The organism is Agrobacterium tumefaciens (genome assembly GCF_005221385.1).
In the GTDB taxonomy this organism is placed as follows: Bacteria; Pseudomonadota; Alphaproteobacteria; order Rhizobiales; family Rhizobiaceae; genus Agrobacterium; species Agrobacterium tomkonis.
On record NZ_CP039904.1, the window covers coordinates 332,369 to 348,295 of the forward strand.

Consider the following 15,927-nt stretch of genomic DNA (forward strand, 5'->3'; position numbering starts at 1 on the left):
ATCGATAAAGTCGTCAGCCGCGGGCGGCCGCGACCTTGTCGAGTCCGCGTTTCACGCCAGCGAACAGCTCATCCAGCTGCTCCGCCGTGATGATCAGTGGCGGGCAGAAGCAGATGGATTCACCGATCGGCCGAGTGATGACACCCTCCTCTTCGATGGCGGCGGCAATGGCGAGCGTCGTATCCCCGGCCTTCAGGCCTTCCCATGGCTTCACCTCCAGCGCCCCAAGGAGACCGACACCACGCGAGGAATGAATGAGCGGGTGATCGGCAAGCGCCTTCAGATGATCGAGAAATTTGCCCTCCAGCCGGGCGACATTGCCGACCAGATCACGCTCCTGAATGATCTTCAGGTTTTCCAGCCCCACCGCAGTCGCGACTGGGTGACCGGAGGCGGTGTAACCATGGCCGAAGGAGCCGATCCGGTCGGACTCGTCGGCAATCGGCTGGTAAAAACTGTCATTCATGATGATCGCCGAAAGCGGCATGTAGGACGACGAGATCTGCTTGGAAACGACAAGCACATCCGGCTTGATGCCATAGGTCTCGCAGGCAAACATCTTGCCGGTGCGGCCAAAACCGCAGATCACCTCGTCAACGACAAGCAGAATGTCGTATTTCTTCAGGATCGCCTGCACGCCTTCCCAGTATCCTTCCGGCGGCAGGAGAACCCCACCGGCGCCCATCACCGGCTCGCCCCAGAAGGCGGCGACGGTTTCGGGGCCTTCGCGAAGGATCAGGTCTTCCAGCTCCTTCAGGATACGCGTGGTGAAATCCGCCTCGCTTTCGCCATCCTTGCCGAAATGCACATAGGAGGGGCAAGCGGTATGCAGCATACGGTCCAGCGGCAGGTCGAAGCTTTCATGGTTGCGCGGCAGGCCGGTGATCGAAGCGGACGCGATGGTCACGCCATGATAACCCTTGATGCGGCCGATGATCTTTTTCTTGTCCTTTTTGCCCAGCGCGTTCGAGCGATACCAAACCATCTTGGCGACCAGATCATTCGCCTCGGAACCGGACGACGTGAAGTGCACCTTCGACATCGGCACCGGCGAAAGCTCGATCAGCAATTCGGCGAGATCAACGGATGGGCCATGCGTCTTGTAAGAGAACGTGTGGTAATAGGGCAGCTTCTGCATCTGCTTCGTTGCGGCATCCACCAGCCGCTGTTCACCAAAACCGAGCGCCACCGACCACAGCCCCGCCATCGCCTCGATGTAACGCTTGCCGCTACTGTCGGTGACATAGATGCCCTCACCGCTTTCGATCACCAGACCGCCGGTCTTTTCGAATTTGCGCAGGTTGACGTTCGGGTGCATCTGATAGGCGATATCGCGTGCCTCGACGGAATTCGGCAGAATGGTCATCGATAAAGGCTCCGTTCGGTTGGATGGGCTTGAAGCGTCAGACGTGCTGGCCGCCATTGATGTGAATTTCCGCGCCGTTAATGTAGCTCGACTGGTCCGAGCAGAGGAAATAGATGGTCTGCGCCACCTCCGCCGTGGTGCCAAGCCGGCCGAGCGGCACCTGGGCTTCAACCAACTCCGCCGTTCCGGGGGAGAGGATGGCGGTGTTGATCTCGCCCGGCGCAATGGCATTGGCGCGCACGCCGCGCGGGCCGAATTCATGCGCCAGTTCCCGCGTCAGCGCCGCAAGCGCTGCCTTCGAGGTGGCATAGGCCACACCGGCGAAAGGATGCACGCGTGAGCCGACAATCGAGGTGACATTGACGATGGAGCCTTTCGCGGCCTCCAGTTCCGGCAAAAGCGCCGTTGAAACGAGGTTGACGTTGAGTACCCGCGTCCAGATGTCAGCCGTGGTATCCGCCACGCCAAGTCGGCTGCCGCCTTCGCCTTTCGGCGAAATCCCGGCATTATTGACGAGAGCCGCGAGCTTTCCCTCCGGCAGGCGCGAACGCACCTCGGCCGCCAGATCTTCAATACCGGATAAATCCTCGAGATCGGCCTGGATATGGCTCTCCCGCGCCGATGGCCAGCGGCATTCCTCCGAGAATGGTTGCCGCGATACCGTGAGGATTCTCCAGCCCTTTTCCTGAAACAACTTGACGGTGGCGTGTCCTATTCCACGGCTGGCGCCGGTCAGAAGCATAAAAGGAACTGCCATATGAGAACTCCCGTACCATGCGGACCGTTGAGCCGATCGAACATTCAGCCCGCATGTTAGAGAGTTACAACCGGTGGACAAGGGCTTTTTTGTCGCGGCGCACCAGCGGCAAACGCCCCACGGGCTAATCCCATTTGATGGGCGCCTTTCACCCGAAGGGAATATTTGAAGCCAGCCGTTTGCCCATAAAATGAAGCCTCCCGAATGTGTGATCTGTATTGGGAGGGGGCAAGAATGCGTATCGACATCATCGACACCGACGCCGGTTTCGAGGCGATCCGGCAAAACTGGGAAGCGGTGTTCATGGCCGATCCCCATGCGCGGCATTTCCTCTCCTGGGGCTGGCTCAGGGATTATATGCCGCGCCGCAAGCGCTGGTTCATTCTGGCTCTGCGCGAACGCCCGGAAGGCTCGCCGTATGTGGCGTTTTTCCCGCTGCGCCTTGTCACCGAGCCGGATAAAAAAACCGGCCGCTTCCACGACAGCATCGTCATGGCCGGCAATGCGGCGGCGGATTACACCGGCTTCATCACCCTGCCGGATTATGAAAATCACGCCGTCGCCGGTTTCTGCTCCTACATTCGCCAGCAGAACTGGACCGAACTCAAGCTCGATTACCTCTCCGGCCCGCCGCAACGGCACAGTGCGATGATCCGTGCGCTTCAGGGGCCGCTTGTCATGTTCCGCGACAACATGCCGACCAACCCCTATAACATCAACAATTGCATCTGCCCGGTCGTCAGCCTGCCGGACACTTTCGACGGCTATCTCGACAGCCATATGAGCAGCCAGACCCGCCAGAAGCTCAGGCGCTTTCTGCGGAAAGTGGAGGGCGACGATGAATATCGCATCACTTTCGCAACGAAAGAAACGATCAAACGGGACATGGACATCCTGTTCGACTTCTGGCGCATCCGCTGGGCGCCGCATAAGGGCAAGGAACGCACGGAACTGCTGATCGGCGCAACACGGCAGATGCTGATGGATGTCTATATCCGTGGCGATCTGGAAGTGCCTGTCCTGTGGTTCGGCGACCAGCCGCTGGGCGCGCTTGCCAACATCATCGACCGGCAGAAAAAGTCGGTGCTGTTCTACATCACCGGCCGCGACGAAAACTGGAAGACCCCCTCGCCCGGCCTCGTGCTGCACGGGCACTGCATCCGCAGGGCAATCGAGCAGGGTTTCAAAACCTATGACTTCCTGCGCGGCAACGAGCCGTATAAATATTTCTTCGGGCCGGAAGAGCAGAAGCTCAGCTGCACGCTGTTCCGCACCCGCTCGGGCGACAATCTCGGCGGCACGCTGCATCCGCGCAGTATCCGTTTCGTCTATGAACAGGGCCTCAAATTTTACAAGTCCGGCAGTAAACCGGCCGCCAACATCGCCTTCACCCAGGTATTGGCGGCAGCGCCCGACCATTCCGGCGCGCAGTTTGGTCTCGCCAACCTGACTTTCGACCGGGGTGAGTTTCGGGAGGCGGAAATCGCCTTTCTGGCGCTTCTTGCCAGCGGTCAGGACCCGGTTCTGCTCTGGATGCGCATCGGTGAGGCGCGGCTGGCGCAACAACATTACCATGAGGCATCCGAGGCCTTCCGACAGGTGACCAATCGCGCTCCGTTCCACCGCGAGGCGCTCTATAAATGCGCCGTCGCCCTCATCGCCGCCGAAAGAGCGATGGAAGGTGCTGAAATCCTCGACAGGCTGCAGCACTATCATTCGGACGACGCCGCGCATCTGGAATATGCCGAGAAAGCACGCGCGGCCCTTGCACGGCTGGAACTGGCCAAACCAAAGACCGCTATGCCTGCCGATGTCATCACCCTTGCCGCCAAGCCCAAGACAACGGGCAAACGCTGGCACCCGCCAAAGGTTTTGCATTGAAGGCGATGATCTGTAAGTTGCGTATGGGAAAGCCGACCGCAACTTACAGGGATTTTTATGTTTCTGACCAATAAGGACATGCTCGATCTCGTCGAGCTTCGCCATGATCTGCATCGCCATCCGGAAATCTCCGGCGAAGAAAAGGAAACGGCGGGGCGCATCCGCGCTTTCCTCGAGCAGGCAAAACCCGACCGGCTTCTCGCCGATCTGGGTGGTCATGGCGTTGCAGCCGTCTATGACAGCGGCAAAAACGGCCCGGCGATCCTGATCCGCTCGGAACTCGATGCGCTGCCCATTCACGAAAAAAGCGAGGCCGAATACCGCTCCGGCACCGACGGCAAGGGCCATCTTTGCGGCCATGACGGACATTCGACCATTTTGACGGCGCTGGCGCTTGGCCTTTCCCGCAACCGACCGCAAACCGGCAGCGTCATCCTCCTTTACCAGCCGGCGGAAGAAACCGGCGCGGGGGCGGCGGCCGTCATCGCCGATCCGCGCTTTGGCGAGATAAAGCCGGATTATTCTTTCTCGCTGCACAATCTCCCCGGCCTGCCATTCGGCCATGTCAGCGTCGTGAAAGGGCCGGTCAACTGCGCCTCACGCGGCATTAAAATCCGCTTCTCCGGCAAGACGGCGCATGCCTCCTCGCCGGAACACGGTGTTTCGCCGATGCGGGCAATATCGCAGTTGATGCCGGCTTTGACCGATCTCGGTTTCGGTTTTCCACCACAGCCCGATTTTTCGATGGTGACGATCACTCATGCCGCCATGGGAGAAGCCGCCTTCGGCATTTCCCCGGCTGATGCGGAAATCTGGGCGACGCTCAGGACGCTGACCGACGACCGAATGGAAAAGCTTTGCGCGGACGCGGAATTGCTGGCGAAGAAGATCGCGGATGATCAGAAGCTGACCCTCGACATCAGCTATGACGATATTTTCCTGCATTGCGAGAATGCACCGGAAGCCGTCGCCTATATCCTGCAGGCGCTGCTGGAAGAGAAAGTTTCAAGCAGCTCGGATGGTCTGCCCATGCGGGCTTCGGAGGATTTCGGCCGCTTCCGCGCCGTCTCGTCATCGGCAATGTTCTTTTTGGGTGCTGGCAGGGACTACCCCAATCTGCACAATCCCGACTATGACTTTCCGGATGGGCTGATCGATATCGGCGCACGCATCTTCATGCGCATCATCCGCAATCTCACCGACGCGGAATAAGCAGCGGCCACTCTTGGCCGCCGCCGTCAGCCGCCGCCCTGCGGCCCATTGCTTGGTCTGGCCGAGCGGACCGCGGCCAGACCCCTGATGCCTTCCTTATCGCCGATTGACGTCAGGCTTTCGAAAATCTGCGCAGCATCGGCATAGCGGCGCATGGCAAGGTAGGAATATCCGCGCAGCACCATCAAATCGGTTCGTTCATCGGCAAGCCGCGCCCGTTGATCGAGCAGGAGAAGCGTTTCCGCATAACGTTTCGACTGGAAGGCTGAAACCGCCCTGTCCGCCAGGATCGAGACCTGCAATTCCGTCGCCCGTGGACGCTCCATCTGGGATTTCGTCGCCGAAACGGCCGCATGGTCCGTCAGCCCCATGCGCAGATAGGCAAGACTCTGGCCATAGGCTGCATCGCTTTTGACCGTCGACTGGCCACCTTCGATGGCGGATTCGAAAGCTTTCAGGGCCTCCGCCGGTCGGTTGGTCTCCATCAGGCACCAGCCGAGATCGAGTGCCTGCTGCGGCGGCAGTCGCTGCGGATCAGGATAGGCTGCGCAGGAACGGGAGCGCGATGCGGCGCTGGCTTCCCGCTGCGCCTGCGCCGGGCGGCGTGCCTGCTTGCGCGAAGGCTCCGGAGCCGATTGCTGAACGGCTGCCTGGCTGTAGACCACTCCCGTCTCCGCCTGCGGCGCATAGGGCGCGGGTGCCGTCATCGGAGATGTTGCGGCAACAGGCGGTGCGGTTACCGGCGCCATCGGCTGGCCGGACTGGTCCACCATGCGCGCGGTTCCCACATCGGCGATGCGCTGCGAGCGGCTTGCCCATTGCTGCTGGATGCCGCGCAGACCGGCAAGATTGCGCAGGTCATGATAGCTGAGCGCCACACCATAAGCCGAAGGTTCGTCATCCGGTTTCCAGCCTAGCGCCGTACTGAACCATTGCAAGGCAAGCGGCGTCTGCCGGAAGGCGAGCGAATACCAGCCGAATTGCTGTGCCGTCGCCGCATCCTTGCGCGCCACCGTTTCGGCGGCGATGCGTTGCAGCACATCCGGCGGCAGCACGACAGGCGGCTCCAGCGCCAGAAGATTGGCCGTTGCGGCAAGATAGGTGGCGAGCGCGTCATCGGAGGAGGTGCGCCATTTATACATGACGTCCTCGGCCTCACGCGGCTCGTTGCGGTCGATCAAGGCCAGCGCCAACCCTTGCGAGGCAGAAGCGCTGTCTTCTTCCTCTCGCGCCTTGCGGAACCATTTTTCCGCCTCTGTCATGTTCTTCTGGCGAATATTGTACCAGCCGAGCAGCAGGGCGTCGCTGGCCAGCTTGTCGGTCTCGGCAAGTCTTTCAAGCCGCATCAGGTAAGCGGAAGGAACGGAAATGCCTTCCTTCTCCCCCGCCTTTGCCACGAACTGGCGGGCGAGATCGTTCTTGACCGGTTCGAATTCCAGCTGGCCGTCGGCGCCGGGCTTTTCCTTGGCCAGCAGCTCGCTCATCATCTCCGCTGGCAAAAGCGCGGATGCCTTCTGCACCGTGGCGAGCCTGTCGCTCGGCATCGTGCAATTGTTGAGAATGTAGAGATAGGCGTCCCGCGCCCGCCCCATGCGGTCGGTATTGGCAAATGCATCGGCCACCCGCCATAAAACATCGACTTCGCTGCAGGTCAGCAGGCCGGGATTGTTTGCCGCCGCATCAACCACCGTCGCATATTGCTTGAGATCAGACGCATTGACGAGCCGCTGGCGGGCCTCGGCAAGGGAAAGCATGCCCGTCAGATTGTCTGGTGGCTGCCAGCCGGGTTCCGCTTGCTGGCGGTCGGCGATCGCCTTTCTCACTTCGGCGTAGCGGCCATCGGTATAAAGCTGCCACATGGCATCGAGTTTCGGATCGCCATTTTCTGGAATGGCGAGAGGATCGGCCGGTGGCGTCCAGTTCGGATAAAGCGTGCGCAGCCGGGCAATTTCGGCCTGAAGGCGCTGGGTATCGCCCCTAGCTGCGAAATAACGCAATGCGCTGAGATCGACTTCAGGCATATCCGCCGAGGCCGGCTGGGCCGCGCGGGATGCGGGTGCCTGCGCCGTCAGTGTCTGCGGTGTCTGCCCACCGGTCTGTGTCATCGGCGGCGGATCGGTCGCCGGCACGGTCACGGGTGGTGTGGCAGGCTGTGTCAGCTGCGCCATCTCTCGGTTTTTGACGAAAGCGTTGATTTGCGCAGGATTGGCCGCTGCCGGAGACACGCGCGGTACCGCGCGGTTGTCGCCCACCGCCGAGGTGTGCACATCCGACACTCGTCCAAGAATGCTGTCGCGCCAGTGGAAGGCGGCAAGCGCAATCAGAAGCAGGATGAGAGCCGAGGTCGACAGTGGCTTGTTCATCGGCATTCCCCGTTATTTCTTGCCAGAAACGACAATGCCAGAAGATGCAATGTGGAAGGATAATAAAGTGTTGGCTGGAAGCTTTTAAGTTCGGCGGGAATGGCCGGGCCACCGGCAACGCAGGCCGCCAGCGCCGGAATGACCCGATAACCGGCATCCGACAGCACATCCTTGACCGCTCCGCTCTTCAGGTCGAAAGTCCCTGCGGCACCGCTTTCCACCGTCATGCCGTCCTTCAGCCGCGCAAGCAGTTCCGGCGCTCCCATTTTTGCCCTTGAGAGGTAAAGCGGTATGCGCACCGCATTATAACCGAATTCCGGAGGAAAACCCGCCGCCGGCTGCGGCTTCGTCTTCACCGATACCCAGTCGGCCGGCAGCTTTCTGTCGCTGAAGGCGAAAGCGCCGACCTGCGCCACGCCGTCATCGGCGAGCGCTTTCCACAGCGGTGATGGCGCAACCAGATCAAGGACCGGAAACGCCTCGAAAATGAGATAGGAGGGGTTGACCACCGGGCCATCGCCTCGGTCATCCTCACCAAAACCGCTGGCGGCCGGCAAAAGCAGCGTTCGCCCACCGCGCTGCACCACGGTCTTTTTGAGGATGGCGGATGCGATGGCTGCGGATGCCTCGGCATAGTCCTGCCGGTTCCACTGGCCGGCGGCGAGCGCCAGCGCATAGGCGATCAGGATATCGCCATCGGTCGCGTTGTTGATGTCAGTGACGTGCGGCCGGGTGCGCGGATCCCATTTCCAGGCGGAAAGCCCGTCGTCGCGCACCAGCAGTTCGGTGCGGGTAAAACTCCAGATCAGTTCGAAATCGGCAAGGTTGTCGGAGAGCACGGCGAGCCACATGCCGTAACCCTGCCCTTCGCTATGGCTGATATTGCCGTTGCCGGTATCGATGATGCGCCCGCCGGGATCAAGGAAGGCATTTTTATACGCGGACCACGCCTCCGGCGACACCGATGCAGCGCGGCCGGCGGAGATGCTGGCGGCCAACGCCATCACGGACAGGCAGATAATGCGGGCAAGTTTCGAAATCCGGCCCATCATCGATGTCGTCCCATCAGGCGCAGCATCACGAACGTGGCGAAGCCCAGAAGCGACACGAAGCCAATGAATGCCAGCGAATAGGAAAGCACATTGGAGGACAGCCAGTTGGCAGCGATCAATCTCCAGTTCCAGAGCGAAAACGCCCCGGTAATATAGAAATACGGCCGTTCCACCTCGACTGTCTCAACCTTTTCCGCAGCCACGTCGTAAGCGGCGACCCGTCCGGTGACGTCACCCCAGCGGTTCTCGCGCGTCATCGCCGACATGCCGTCGAGAAGCTCTGCCGACGTCGGCGCGGTGGCTAGCGTCCAGACGCCTTCGCCGGAAGGGCTGAGCCCCTGCGCCAGCATGAAGGACGCGTTGGCAGGCGGGGCATAGGGTTGCTCGGCGGCCGGCAGGAAACGCAGCGTATCCGAACTCAGATCGAAATTCCGCTTCATCCAGTCCTCAAAGGACGAGACCTGCCCCTCCCAGACGCCGCCATCGACCCTCTCCCGCCAGTCGTTGAACAGGGTTTCGCTGTTTTGCGCGGAGGGCTGGACGCCGGTTCCCACTTTCCAGGATATCTGGCTGGAGGGAACGAGATTGAACTGGCTGATCAACGCTTGCGGGAATTGCGAAATCGTTCCGACAAACAGCGCGTCTCGATCGCCGATGACCAAAGGCGAGGCAACGGTCTCGACGTCGATCGGATGTCCCGCAACACTCGCAAGCCGGCTGACGAGAGTTGCCGCCGCAGACATGGTGTCGGTATCGAACCGGTCGAGGGAAAGCGCGACCGGGCCTCCAGCAGCCCTGTAAGGCTGACCAGTGCCGGCCATCGCCGCGAGATCCGGCTTGCGACCGATGCGGGCATAATCCGGAATATGGATTTCGGTGGTGTCGAACAGGGCAAAACGCGGGGTCGTGCTGGCCGGCGCACCCGGCGCGCAGGCCTGATCCTGCGCCGTCATCAACACCGCCTCGATCGTTATCTTGTTTGGTCCCGGCTTCAGGTGGCGCATCGTGACTTTAATGGGCAGATGCCGGAAAATGCCGCCGCCATTGTTGGAGATCGGCACGGTCGAAGCGATCTCGTTATTAACGTAGATGTCGATATGGCTGCCGGGCAAGACCTGCGAGGAATAAGCGGCGTCGAGCAGCAGCGATGCCTCGCCATAGGCTGACGCATAAAAATCGGCTGGCATGCCGATATAAAACTCGTTGCGGAAACGGCGTCCGCCGAATTCGCTGCTCTCAAGGCCGAGTTCGGAAAGCGCGATACGGCGGTCCGAGGTGATGAGCGGAACATCCGGCGCATGCCAGCTGCGGGTCGAAAAAGCCGTTCTCTGGGCGCCGGGGGCGCGCGAGATCGAAGAAAACAGTGTCTCTATCGCCGCCTGCACCGCCTGCGGAGTGGGACCGCTGACGAAAAGCGGCGAGAAACCGCCCGGCGCAGCACTGCCAAATCCGGCGAAGGCGCCTGCCGACGCTTCGGACGGTAACGCGCCGGAGATACCCGCAATCTCACGGGCGGTGCCCACCAGAACCGTCAGTGTTCCGGGCTTGCGCTCGGTGGAAGGGGCTGTCACGAAGCGGATCGACTGGTTCGGCATCAGGGTTCGGAGCGCCAGCGCCTGCGAGAGGCGCAGGAGTGAATCTGCAAATGCCGGATTACCGAGCGACGGCGCGACGATCTCGATCGAGGTCGTGGCTTTACCATCAGGTCCAGTCGCCTGGATGTCGTCTATATTGGCGAAAGCGCCGGCAACATCGGCATTAAAGCCGATATAGGTGTTGGCCGGGTTGACGTCGGTCCACAGATCGTAGGTGGACTGGATCGTGCAATCGGTCCTGTGTCGCTGCTGCACACCGAGCGTCACGACATTTGAGCCGACCTGCAGCACGCCGGGCGGGATTTTCAGGGAGACATTGCCCTCGCCGTCAGGCGCTTCAATGCGCGCCACATCCAGTGGAACATTGTTCAGGCTGACCTGAAAGTTCGAGCTTTCAGGCGCGACCACGATGGCGTTCTGATAACCGATATTAAGTGAAACGGCGGCATTGGCTTGCTCGGGCGTCAGATAGATGCCCCATTGCCGCCGGTCCATCTCACCGGAAAGGCTGAGCTTCTCGTAGGGCAAAATGTAACGGCGGCGGCTATCAGCAGCGGATAAGGGGGTCTGCACCGTGGCAGATCCTGCTCCCTCCTGACGCGGAGGAACGGTAACGGGCGGAGTTAATGCCGGCGGAACGACGGGAGGCTGCTGCGGTTGCGACACGGGTGCCGGTTGAACCACGAAGGGCGGCTGCGCCGGTGGTATGGCCGGAGGCTGGACCGGCTGGCGGGGCGCTGGTGGAATGGCGGGCGGCGGCACTGGTGCGGGGGCAGTCTGCGCCGGCCTTTCGGGCGACATATCAAAGGGTGAGGACTGCGCCATCGCACCGGTTGCGACGGCACCCCACATCAATGCTGTCAGAGAACCCCTGATCTTTTTACCGCCGGTCATTTTACAGCTCCGGCAGGTTTGACGCTTTTGGCGGCGGGCCGGAGCGCCTTCGCCAGATAAAAAAGACCGCGCTGCGTCTGAAACAGCGATATGGCCAGAAAGATCGCCGTACCGCGAATGAGGCCGGGGTTCCTGCGGCGCACGCGCTGGAACTCGCTCCACTGTTCGGAATTGGCAAAGATCAGGTCGGCGATCAGGCGGTGATCGACGGCACGCTGCGGTGAGAAGGTGCAGCCGATGGACACCAGTCCTTCGCCGCGAACCGTCCGGACCACCTTGACGGGCATGGTTTCCGGCACGCCTTCGCTGTGTGGCTTGACCTTCACGATCGCTGTCGTGTCCTTTTCGACGGTCGTGGCACTGTCGAACAGATTGATCAGCAGCCCATGCACAGACACGTTGTCGATGGAGGCCGGCACCCATGCGTCGCTGCCTTCGAGCTTGACCTCGCAGCGCCGTTTGACGGTGATGCGTCGTGACGCCGACTTGTCACCGCGTTCGGAAACGACGCCGAGCGCACAGCCTGCGAAGATGAGGTTGAGCAGGTTCCAGCCGCCGACAACGAGCGTCACATCGGCCTTGTAGGGCTCGCTGTAGATGCGCCAGATGGCAAAGGCCATCGCCACCACCAGAAGCGCGAAAATCACGAAGAACGGGCGGCTGATTTCCGATAGCCGCGCCTCGGCGATGGATTCGTCCTTGGCCGTCACCTTGAAGGTCGGTTTGCCGGGATTGAAGATCACGGACACAACCGCAGGCAGAAGGTGGACCGTCTGCACATATTCATAAAGTTCCGAAATCCACGGCCAGCGGAAGCTGCCATAGAGATAGTTCTGCATCATCAGGTTCACGAGCATGTAGGCCGCCGTATAGGCGAGGAATTCGCCACCCGAAGCCACGAAAATCTGAAGGTCGAAGAACAGGTAGAACAACGGCGCGAACAGGAAGATCGTGCGCGGGAACGGAAACAGCCAGAACAGCGTCGACGACATGTAACAAAGACGCTGTGTGAAGGAGAGGCCACGCTTGAACAAAGGCTGGCGAAAGATCAGGATCTGCATCATGCCCTGCGCCCAGCGGCTGCGCTGGCCGATAAAGCTTGCAAACGTGGCCGGCTGAAGGCCGGCAATCAGCGGCTTGTCGACATAAATACTGTTCCAGCCGCGCGAATGCAGCGCCAACGCAGTTTCGCAATCCTCGGTGATGCTGACACCGCTGAAGCCTTCGGTATCCTGCAGCGCCTCGCGCCGCAGCACGGCGGCGGAACCGCAGAAAAATGCGCCATTCCACTTGTCGAGACCGCGCTGGATGATGCCGTAAAACATCTCGTTTTCGCTCGGCATCGTCTCGAAGGTGCGCAGGTTGCGCTCGATGGGATCGGGATTGACGAAGAAATGCGGTGTCTGCACGAGGAAGAGCCGGGGGTCTTCCTCGAAATAACCAACCGTCTCCAGAAGGAAATCGCGGGCGGGCGCATGGTCGGCATCAAACACCGTCACCAGTTCGCCGGTCGAATGGGCAAGACCGTTGTTGAGATTTCCGGCTTTGGCGTGGACATTGCGCTCGCGCGTCAGATAACGCACGTCGAGGTCCTCACAAAGCTTCTTCAGCTCCTCGTGACGACGCTGCGCCGCCTGCGCCTCGACGATGTTGCTGGCATTGCGCTTCTGCACCGAGCCGCCATCGTCCAGCAGCCAGACGGTGAACCGGTCGGCCGGATAATCCATGTTCTTGGCCGCCGCCAGCGTGTTGGCCAGAAGCTCCGCATCCTCATTGTAGCTCGGCACGAAGACATCGACCGTCGGCCGATAATCCGGCGAGCCGGGCCGCGTCTTGCGCGACGGCAGCGGCATGGAGACGATGACCAGGCTGAGGCCCAGCATCAAAACACTGTACATTTCCGCGAGATAGAGCAGAAAGCCCGGGATGAAGTTCTCGAGTTGGTTGACGGGCGGCAGCGTGCTGGTGGTGCGCCAGTAGACGTAACGCAGAACGATGGCCGTGCCGAAACCCAGCGCCACCAGACGCCAGGCCCCCTGCCCGTTGAACCCTTTGATGGTCGCCAGAAGAACGAGCGAGATCGCGGTGGCGACCAGATGCGTCTGCAGACTGACCGGCATCGTGATGATGGCCAGAACGCAAAGCGACACAAGCAACCAGACAATGACTGTGATGGCCTTGTTCATCCAGAAACTTTCCGTTCTCGTCGCCATCCGGAATTTCGGCCCGGAATTTCCGCTTTATTCCCGGTGATCATCTGCATCCCTGGGCCGCCCCCGAACCAGCCAGGCATGCTGGCGAGGGAATGGACACCTGCGGAACCTGCGATGGCTGCTCGCCGCTCCTTGCCGTTCCGCTCACAGCGCGCTGGCCCATTGCTGCTGGTCGTGCAGGTTGAACGGGCGCGCCAGCCGATGCGGGTGACGGAATACTGACAGCAGCAACGGGCGGCAGCGGCTGTGGTTCCGGCTGCACCGGCGGTGCAACGGCAGCCGTGCGGCGAACGGGCCGGGGCGGCACGCTGGCCGTCACCTCGCCGCCGGGCCGCATCGGCACATCATCCGTTTTCATGGGATAGACCGGATGGCCCGGCCGTCCGAGATTTTTATCCACCGCCTGCGGCGTGCCGTAAGGGTTCCAGCTTGGCGAGGCGTAGGTGCCGGTGATCGTGTAATTATACATGACCGCCAGCAGTCGCTCGACGCTTGCGCCCGACTGACAAAGGCGCAGACGCACCTTGATGCGGCCGAGATTGCGGAAATCCTGCCGCATGCTTTCCGGCGAGCGTATATCCTGCCAGCCATAAAGGCAGGTATCTTCACCACGGCCGCTGCCGGCGGCATAGGAAAACGCGCCATAACCATTCTGCAGGTAATTTGCCGACATGGCGATGTTTTGACCCGGAAACTCGGAACGGATTTCCCGCGCGACGGAGGCCGCCCGGAAACCGCTGAAACCTAGAGCGTCGCGATCGGTATCGCCGGCCTGCTGCGGGCCGAAAAACTCCGCCTTGATGTAGTTCTGCCCGGGCGTGGCAGCCTCCGAGCGCAATATGATCTGCTGCGTCACGGCGTCGGAATAGGTGCGATTGACCACAGTGACGATTTCGGGACCACCGGGCGGCGGGAAAACCAGCGCCTCGGAAGCAGACAACATCTGGGGACCCCCGAACGACCGAACGCCCGCGGGAGTATTGCAGCCCGACAGGGCCGCAATGGAGAACAGCAATGAAGTATAGGCAGAAAATTTCACTGCCCTACGCCCCTTTATTTCCCCAACGCCGCCCAGGTTAAAAGGAGACCGAATCACTAATGACCAGACCATTGCTACGAAATACGTGAGGACTACGAATAAGCAATCTCTAATTTTCGTTGTAATTTCTAATACTTTATGCGCAGACGAATCACCAATGCCACTCCATGCTAGCCATGGAAGAAGGTGGAACCAATCGCGCGGCCGGGGGTTGGCTTCCTGTCGGGCCGTTAATTTTGCGGTTGCAGCGCAATATGTCCCATGGTCTACTTGCCTCCAGAATGACGTATTCTTATTGGTCCGCTTTTTATTCAACTGTAAAAACAGAAAGTTGACGTATGACAGTGCAATTTCCGAGTGCCGCTCAGGCGCTTGCCGAAGAAATCGGGACATTACGGAAATGGCTGGATGAGGATGCACTGCCCCTGTGGTGGGAGGCGGGTTCGGCCCGCCCCGACGGCGGCTTTTACGAACGTCTCGGCCAGGATGCCAAGCCGGTTTTTTCCGATGACCGCCGTGCCCGGGTTCAGCCGCGTCAGGCCTATTGTTTCGCCGCCGCCGGCCAGCACGGCTGGCAGGGGCCATGGAAAGACGCGCTCCTGCATGGCCTCGGCTGGTTCGAAAAAGTCTATCGTCTCGACAACGGTCTTTACGGCAACCTCGCCGACCAGACCGGCAGACTGATCGATCCGTCCTTCGATCTCTACAATCAGGCCTTTGCGCTTTTCGCCGCCGCCCAGACCGCCGCAAGCCTTCCCGAACGCAAGGACGAGATGCGCGGCCGGGCGCTGGATATTCTTGCCATCCTCAAGCGCGACTACAAACATCCCGTCGCCGGTTTCGAGGAAGAAAACCCGCCGCGCACGCCGCTCTGTTCCAATCCGCATATGCATTTGTTCGAGGCGATGCTGGCCTGGGAGGTGCAGGATCCGGATGGTCCGTGGACGGCTTTGGCTGACGAGATCGCCGATCTGGCGCTGACCCGCTTCATCGATGGCGGCAATGGCGGCTTGCGCGAATTTTTCGAGCATGACTGGACGCCGCATAAGAGCGACAAGGGCCGGATCATGGAGCCGGGCCACCAGTTCGAATGGGCATGGCTTCTGGTGCGCTGGGGCAGCCTGCGCCGGAATGGCGAGGCGATCGACAAGGCAAAACGGCTGTTTGCGATCGGCGAAGAGCATGGCATCTGCCCGCGCCGCAAGGTGGCGGTGATGAGCCTCTACGACGATTTTTCGGTGCATGACGGGTTGGCGCGGCTGTGGCCGCAGACGGAATGGCTGAAAGCGGCGGTGCGCCTTGCCAGCGTCACCTCCGGCGAGGAACGGCAGCGTTACCTTGCCTCCGGCGTGCGGGCCATCGGCGCGCTGCAGCCATTCCTTGACACGCCGGTGAAGGGTCTCTGGTTCGACAAATGGCCGGCCGACAGGCCGATGCTCGACGAGCCGGCACCAGCCAGTACCTTTTATCACATCGTCTGCGCCATCTATGAGGCTGAGGCCGTGCTGGCGGTCAGCGGATAATGTCCGGGCGGGCGAGCGGGCCGGGCGTCCGC

At 61.0% G+C, this 15,927-nt stretch carries 10 protein-coding genes; 3 read left to right on the top strand and 7 right to left on the bottom strand.

The genetic code is table 11. From position 1 onward, the window contains the following. Nucleotides 1-13 precede the first annotated feature (13 nt). Together CFBP6623_RS16750 and CFBP6623_RS16755 are read right to left on the bottom strand one after the other, a co-directional pair. Complete coding sequence (locus tag CFBP6623_RS16750; protein ID WP_046800764.1) at nt 14-1,366, bottom strand: aspartate aminotransferase family protein; 1,353 nt, start codon at nt 1,364-1,366, stop codon at nt 14-16. A 37-nt stretch (nt 1,367-1,403) separates the two neighbouring features. After that, nucleotides 1,404-2,123, bottom strand: coding sequence for an SDR family NAD(P)-dependent oxidoreductase (locus CFBP6623_RS16755; RefSeq protein WP_167379182.1), 720 nt, complete (start codon nt 2,121-2,123; stop codon nt 1,404-1,406). A 234-nt stretch (nt 2,124-2,357) separates the two neighbouring features. Between CFBP6623_RS16755 and CFBP6623_RS16760 the strand changes: the two genes are divergently transcribed. Together CFBP6623_RS16760 and CFBP6623_RS16765 are read left to right on the top strand one after the other, a co-directional pair. Then, nucleotides 2,358-4,004: a GNAT family N-acetyltransferase gene (locus tag CFBP6623_RS16760; RefSeq protein ID WP_046800762.1), complete on the top strand. Its 1,647-nt coding sequence runs from the start codon at nt 2,358-2,360 to the stop codon at nt 4,002-4,004. Nucleotides 4,005-4,061: 57 nt separating this feature from the next. Then, nucleotides 4,062-5,216 carry an amidohydrolase gene (locus CFBP6623_RS16765; protein ID WP_046800761.1) on the top strand — a complete coding sequence of 385 codons (1,155 nt, stop codon included), beginning with the start codon at nt 4,062-4,064 and terminating at the stop codon, nt 5,214-5,216. Between the two features lie 26 nt (nt 5,217-5,242). On the opposite strand, the gene CFBP6623_RS16770 is transcribed toward CFBP6623_RS16765, so the two are convergent. The 5 genes from CFBP6623_RS16770 to bcsN form a co-directional block, all read right to left on the bottom strand. Further along, complete coding sequence (locus tag CFBP6623_RS16770; protein ID WP_046800760.1) at nt 5,243-7,585, bottom strand: cellulose synthase; 2,343 nt, start codon at nt 7,583-7,585, stop codon at nt 5,243-5,245. Then, nucleotides 7,576-8,631, bottom strand: coding sequence for a glycosyl hydrolase family 8 (locus CFBP6623_RS16775; protein ID WP_046800759.1), 1,056 nt, complete (start codon nt 8,629-8,631; stop codon nt 7,576-7,578). Before CFBP6623_RS16775 ends, CFBP6623_RS16770 begins: the two co-directional genes overlap by 10 nt. Then, entirely contained in the window at nt 8,628-11,120 is a 2,493-nt protein-coding gene (locus CFBP6623_RS16780; RefSeq protein WP_046800758.1) for a cellulose biosynthesis cyclic di-GMP-binding regulatory protein BcsB, read from the bottom strand. Before CFBP6623_RS16780 ends, CFBP6623_RS16775 begins: the two co-directional genes overlap by 4 nt. After that, nucleotides 11,117-13,306 (bottom strand): UDP-forming cellulose synthase catalytic subunit, encoded by a 2,190-nt coding sequence (bcsA, locus tag CFBP6623_RS16785; protein ID WP_046800757.1) that lies wholly within the window; start codon nt 13,304-13,306, stop codon nt 11,117-11,119. The genes CFBP6623_RS16780 and bcsA overlap by 4 nt, the downstream gene beginning before the upstream one ends. 67 nt (nt 13,307-13,373) lie before the next feature. Then, nucleotides 13,374-14,276, bottom strand: a complete 903-nt coding sequence (bcsN, locus tag CFBP6623_RS16790) for a cellulose biosynthesis protein BcsN (RefSeq protein ID WP_046801088.1) — start codon at nt 14,274-14,276, stop codon at nt 13,374-13,376. 434 nt (nt 14,277-14,710) lie between these two features. Here bcsN and CFBP6623_RS16795 point away from each other — a divergent pair, with 434 nt between their 5' ends. Next, nucleotides 14,711-15,895, top strand: coding sequence for an AGE family epimerase/isomerase (locus CFBP6623_RS16795; RefSeq protein WP_052819016.1), 1,185 nt, complete (start codon nt 14,711-14,713; stop codon nt 15,893-15,895). The last annotated feature ends 32 nt before the right edge of the window (nt 15,896-15,927 follow it).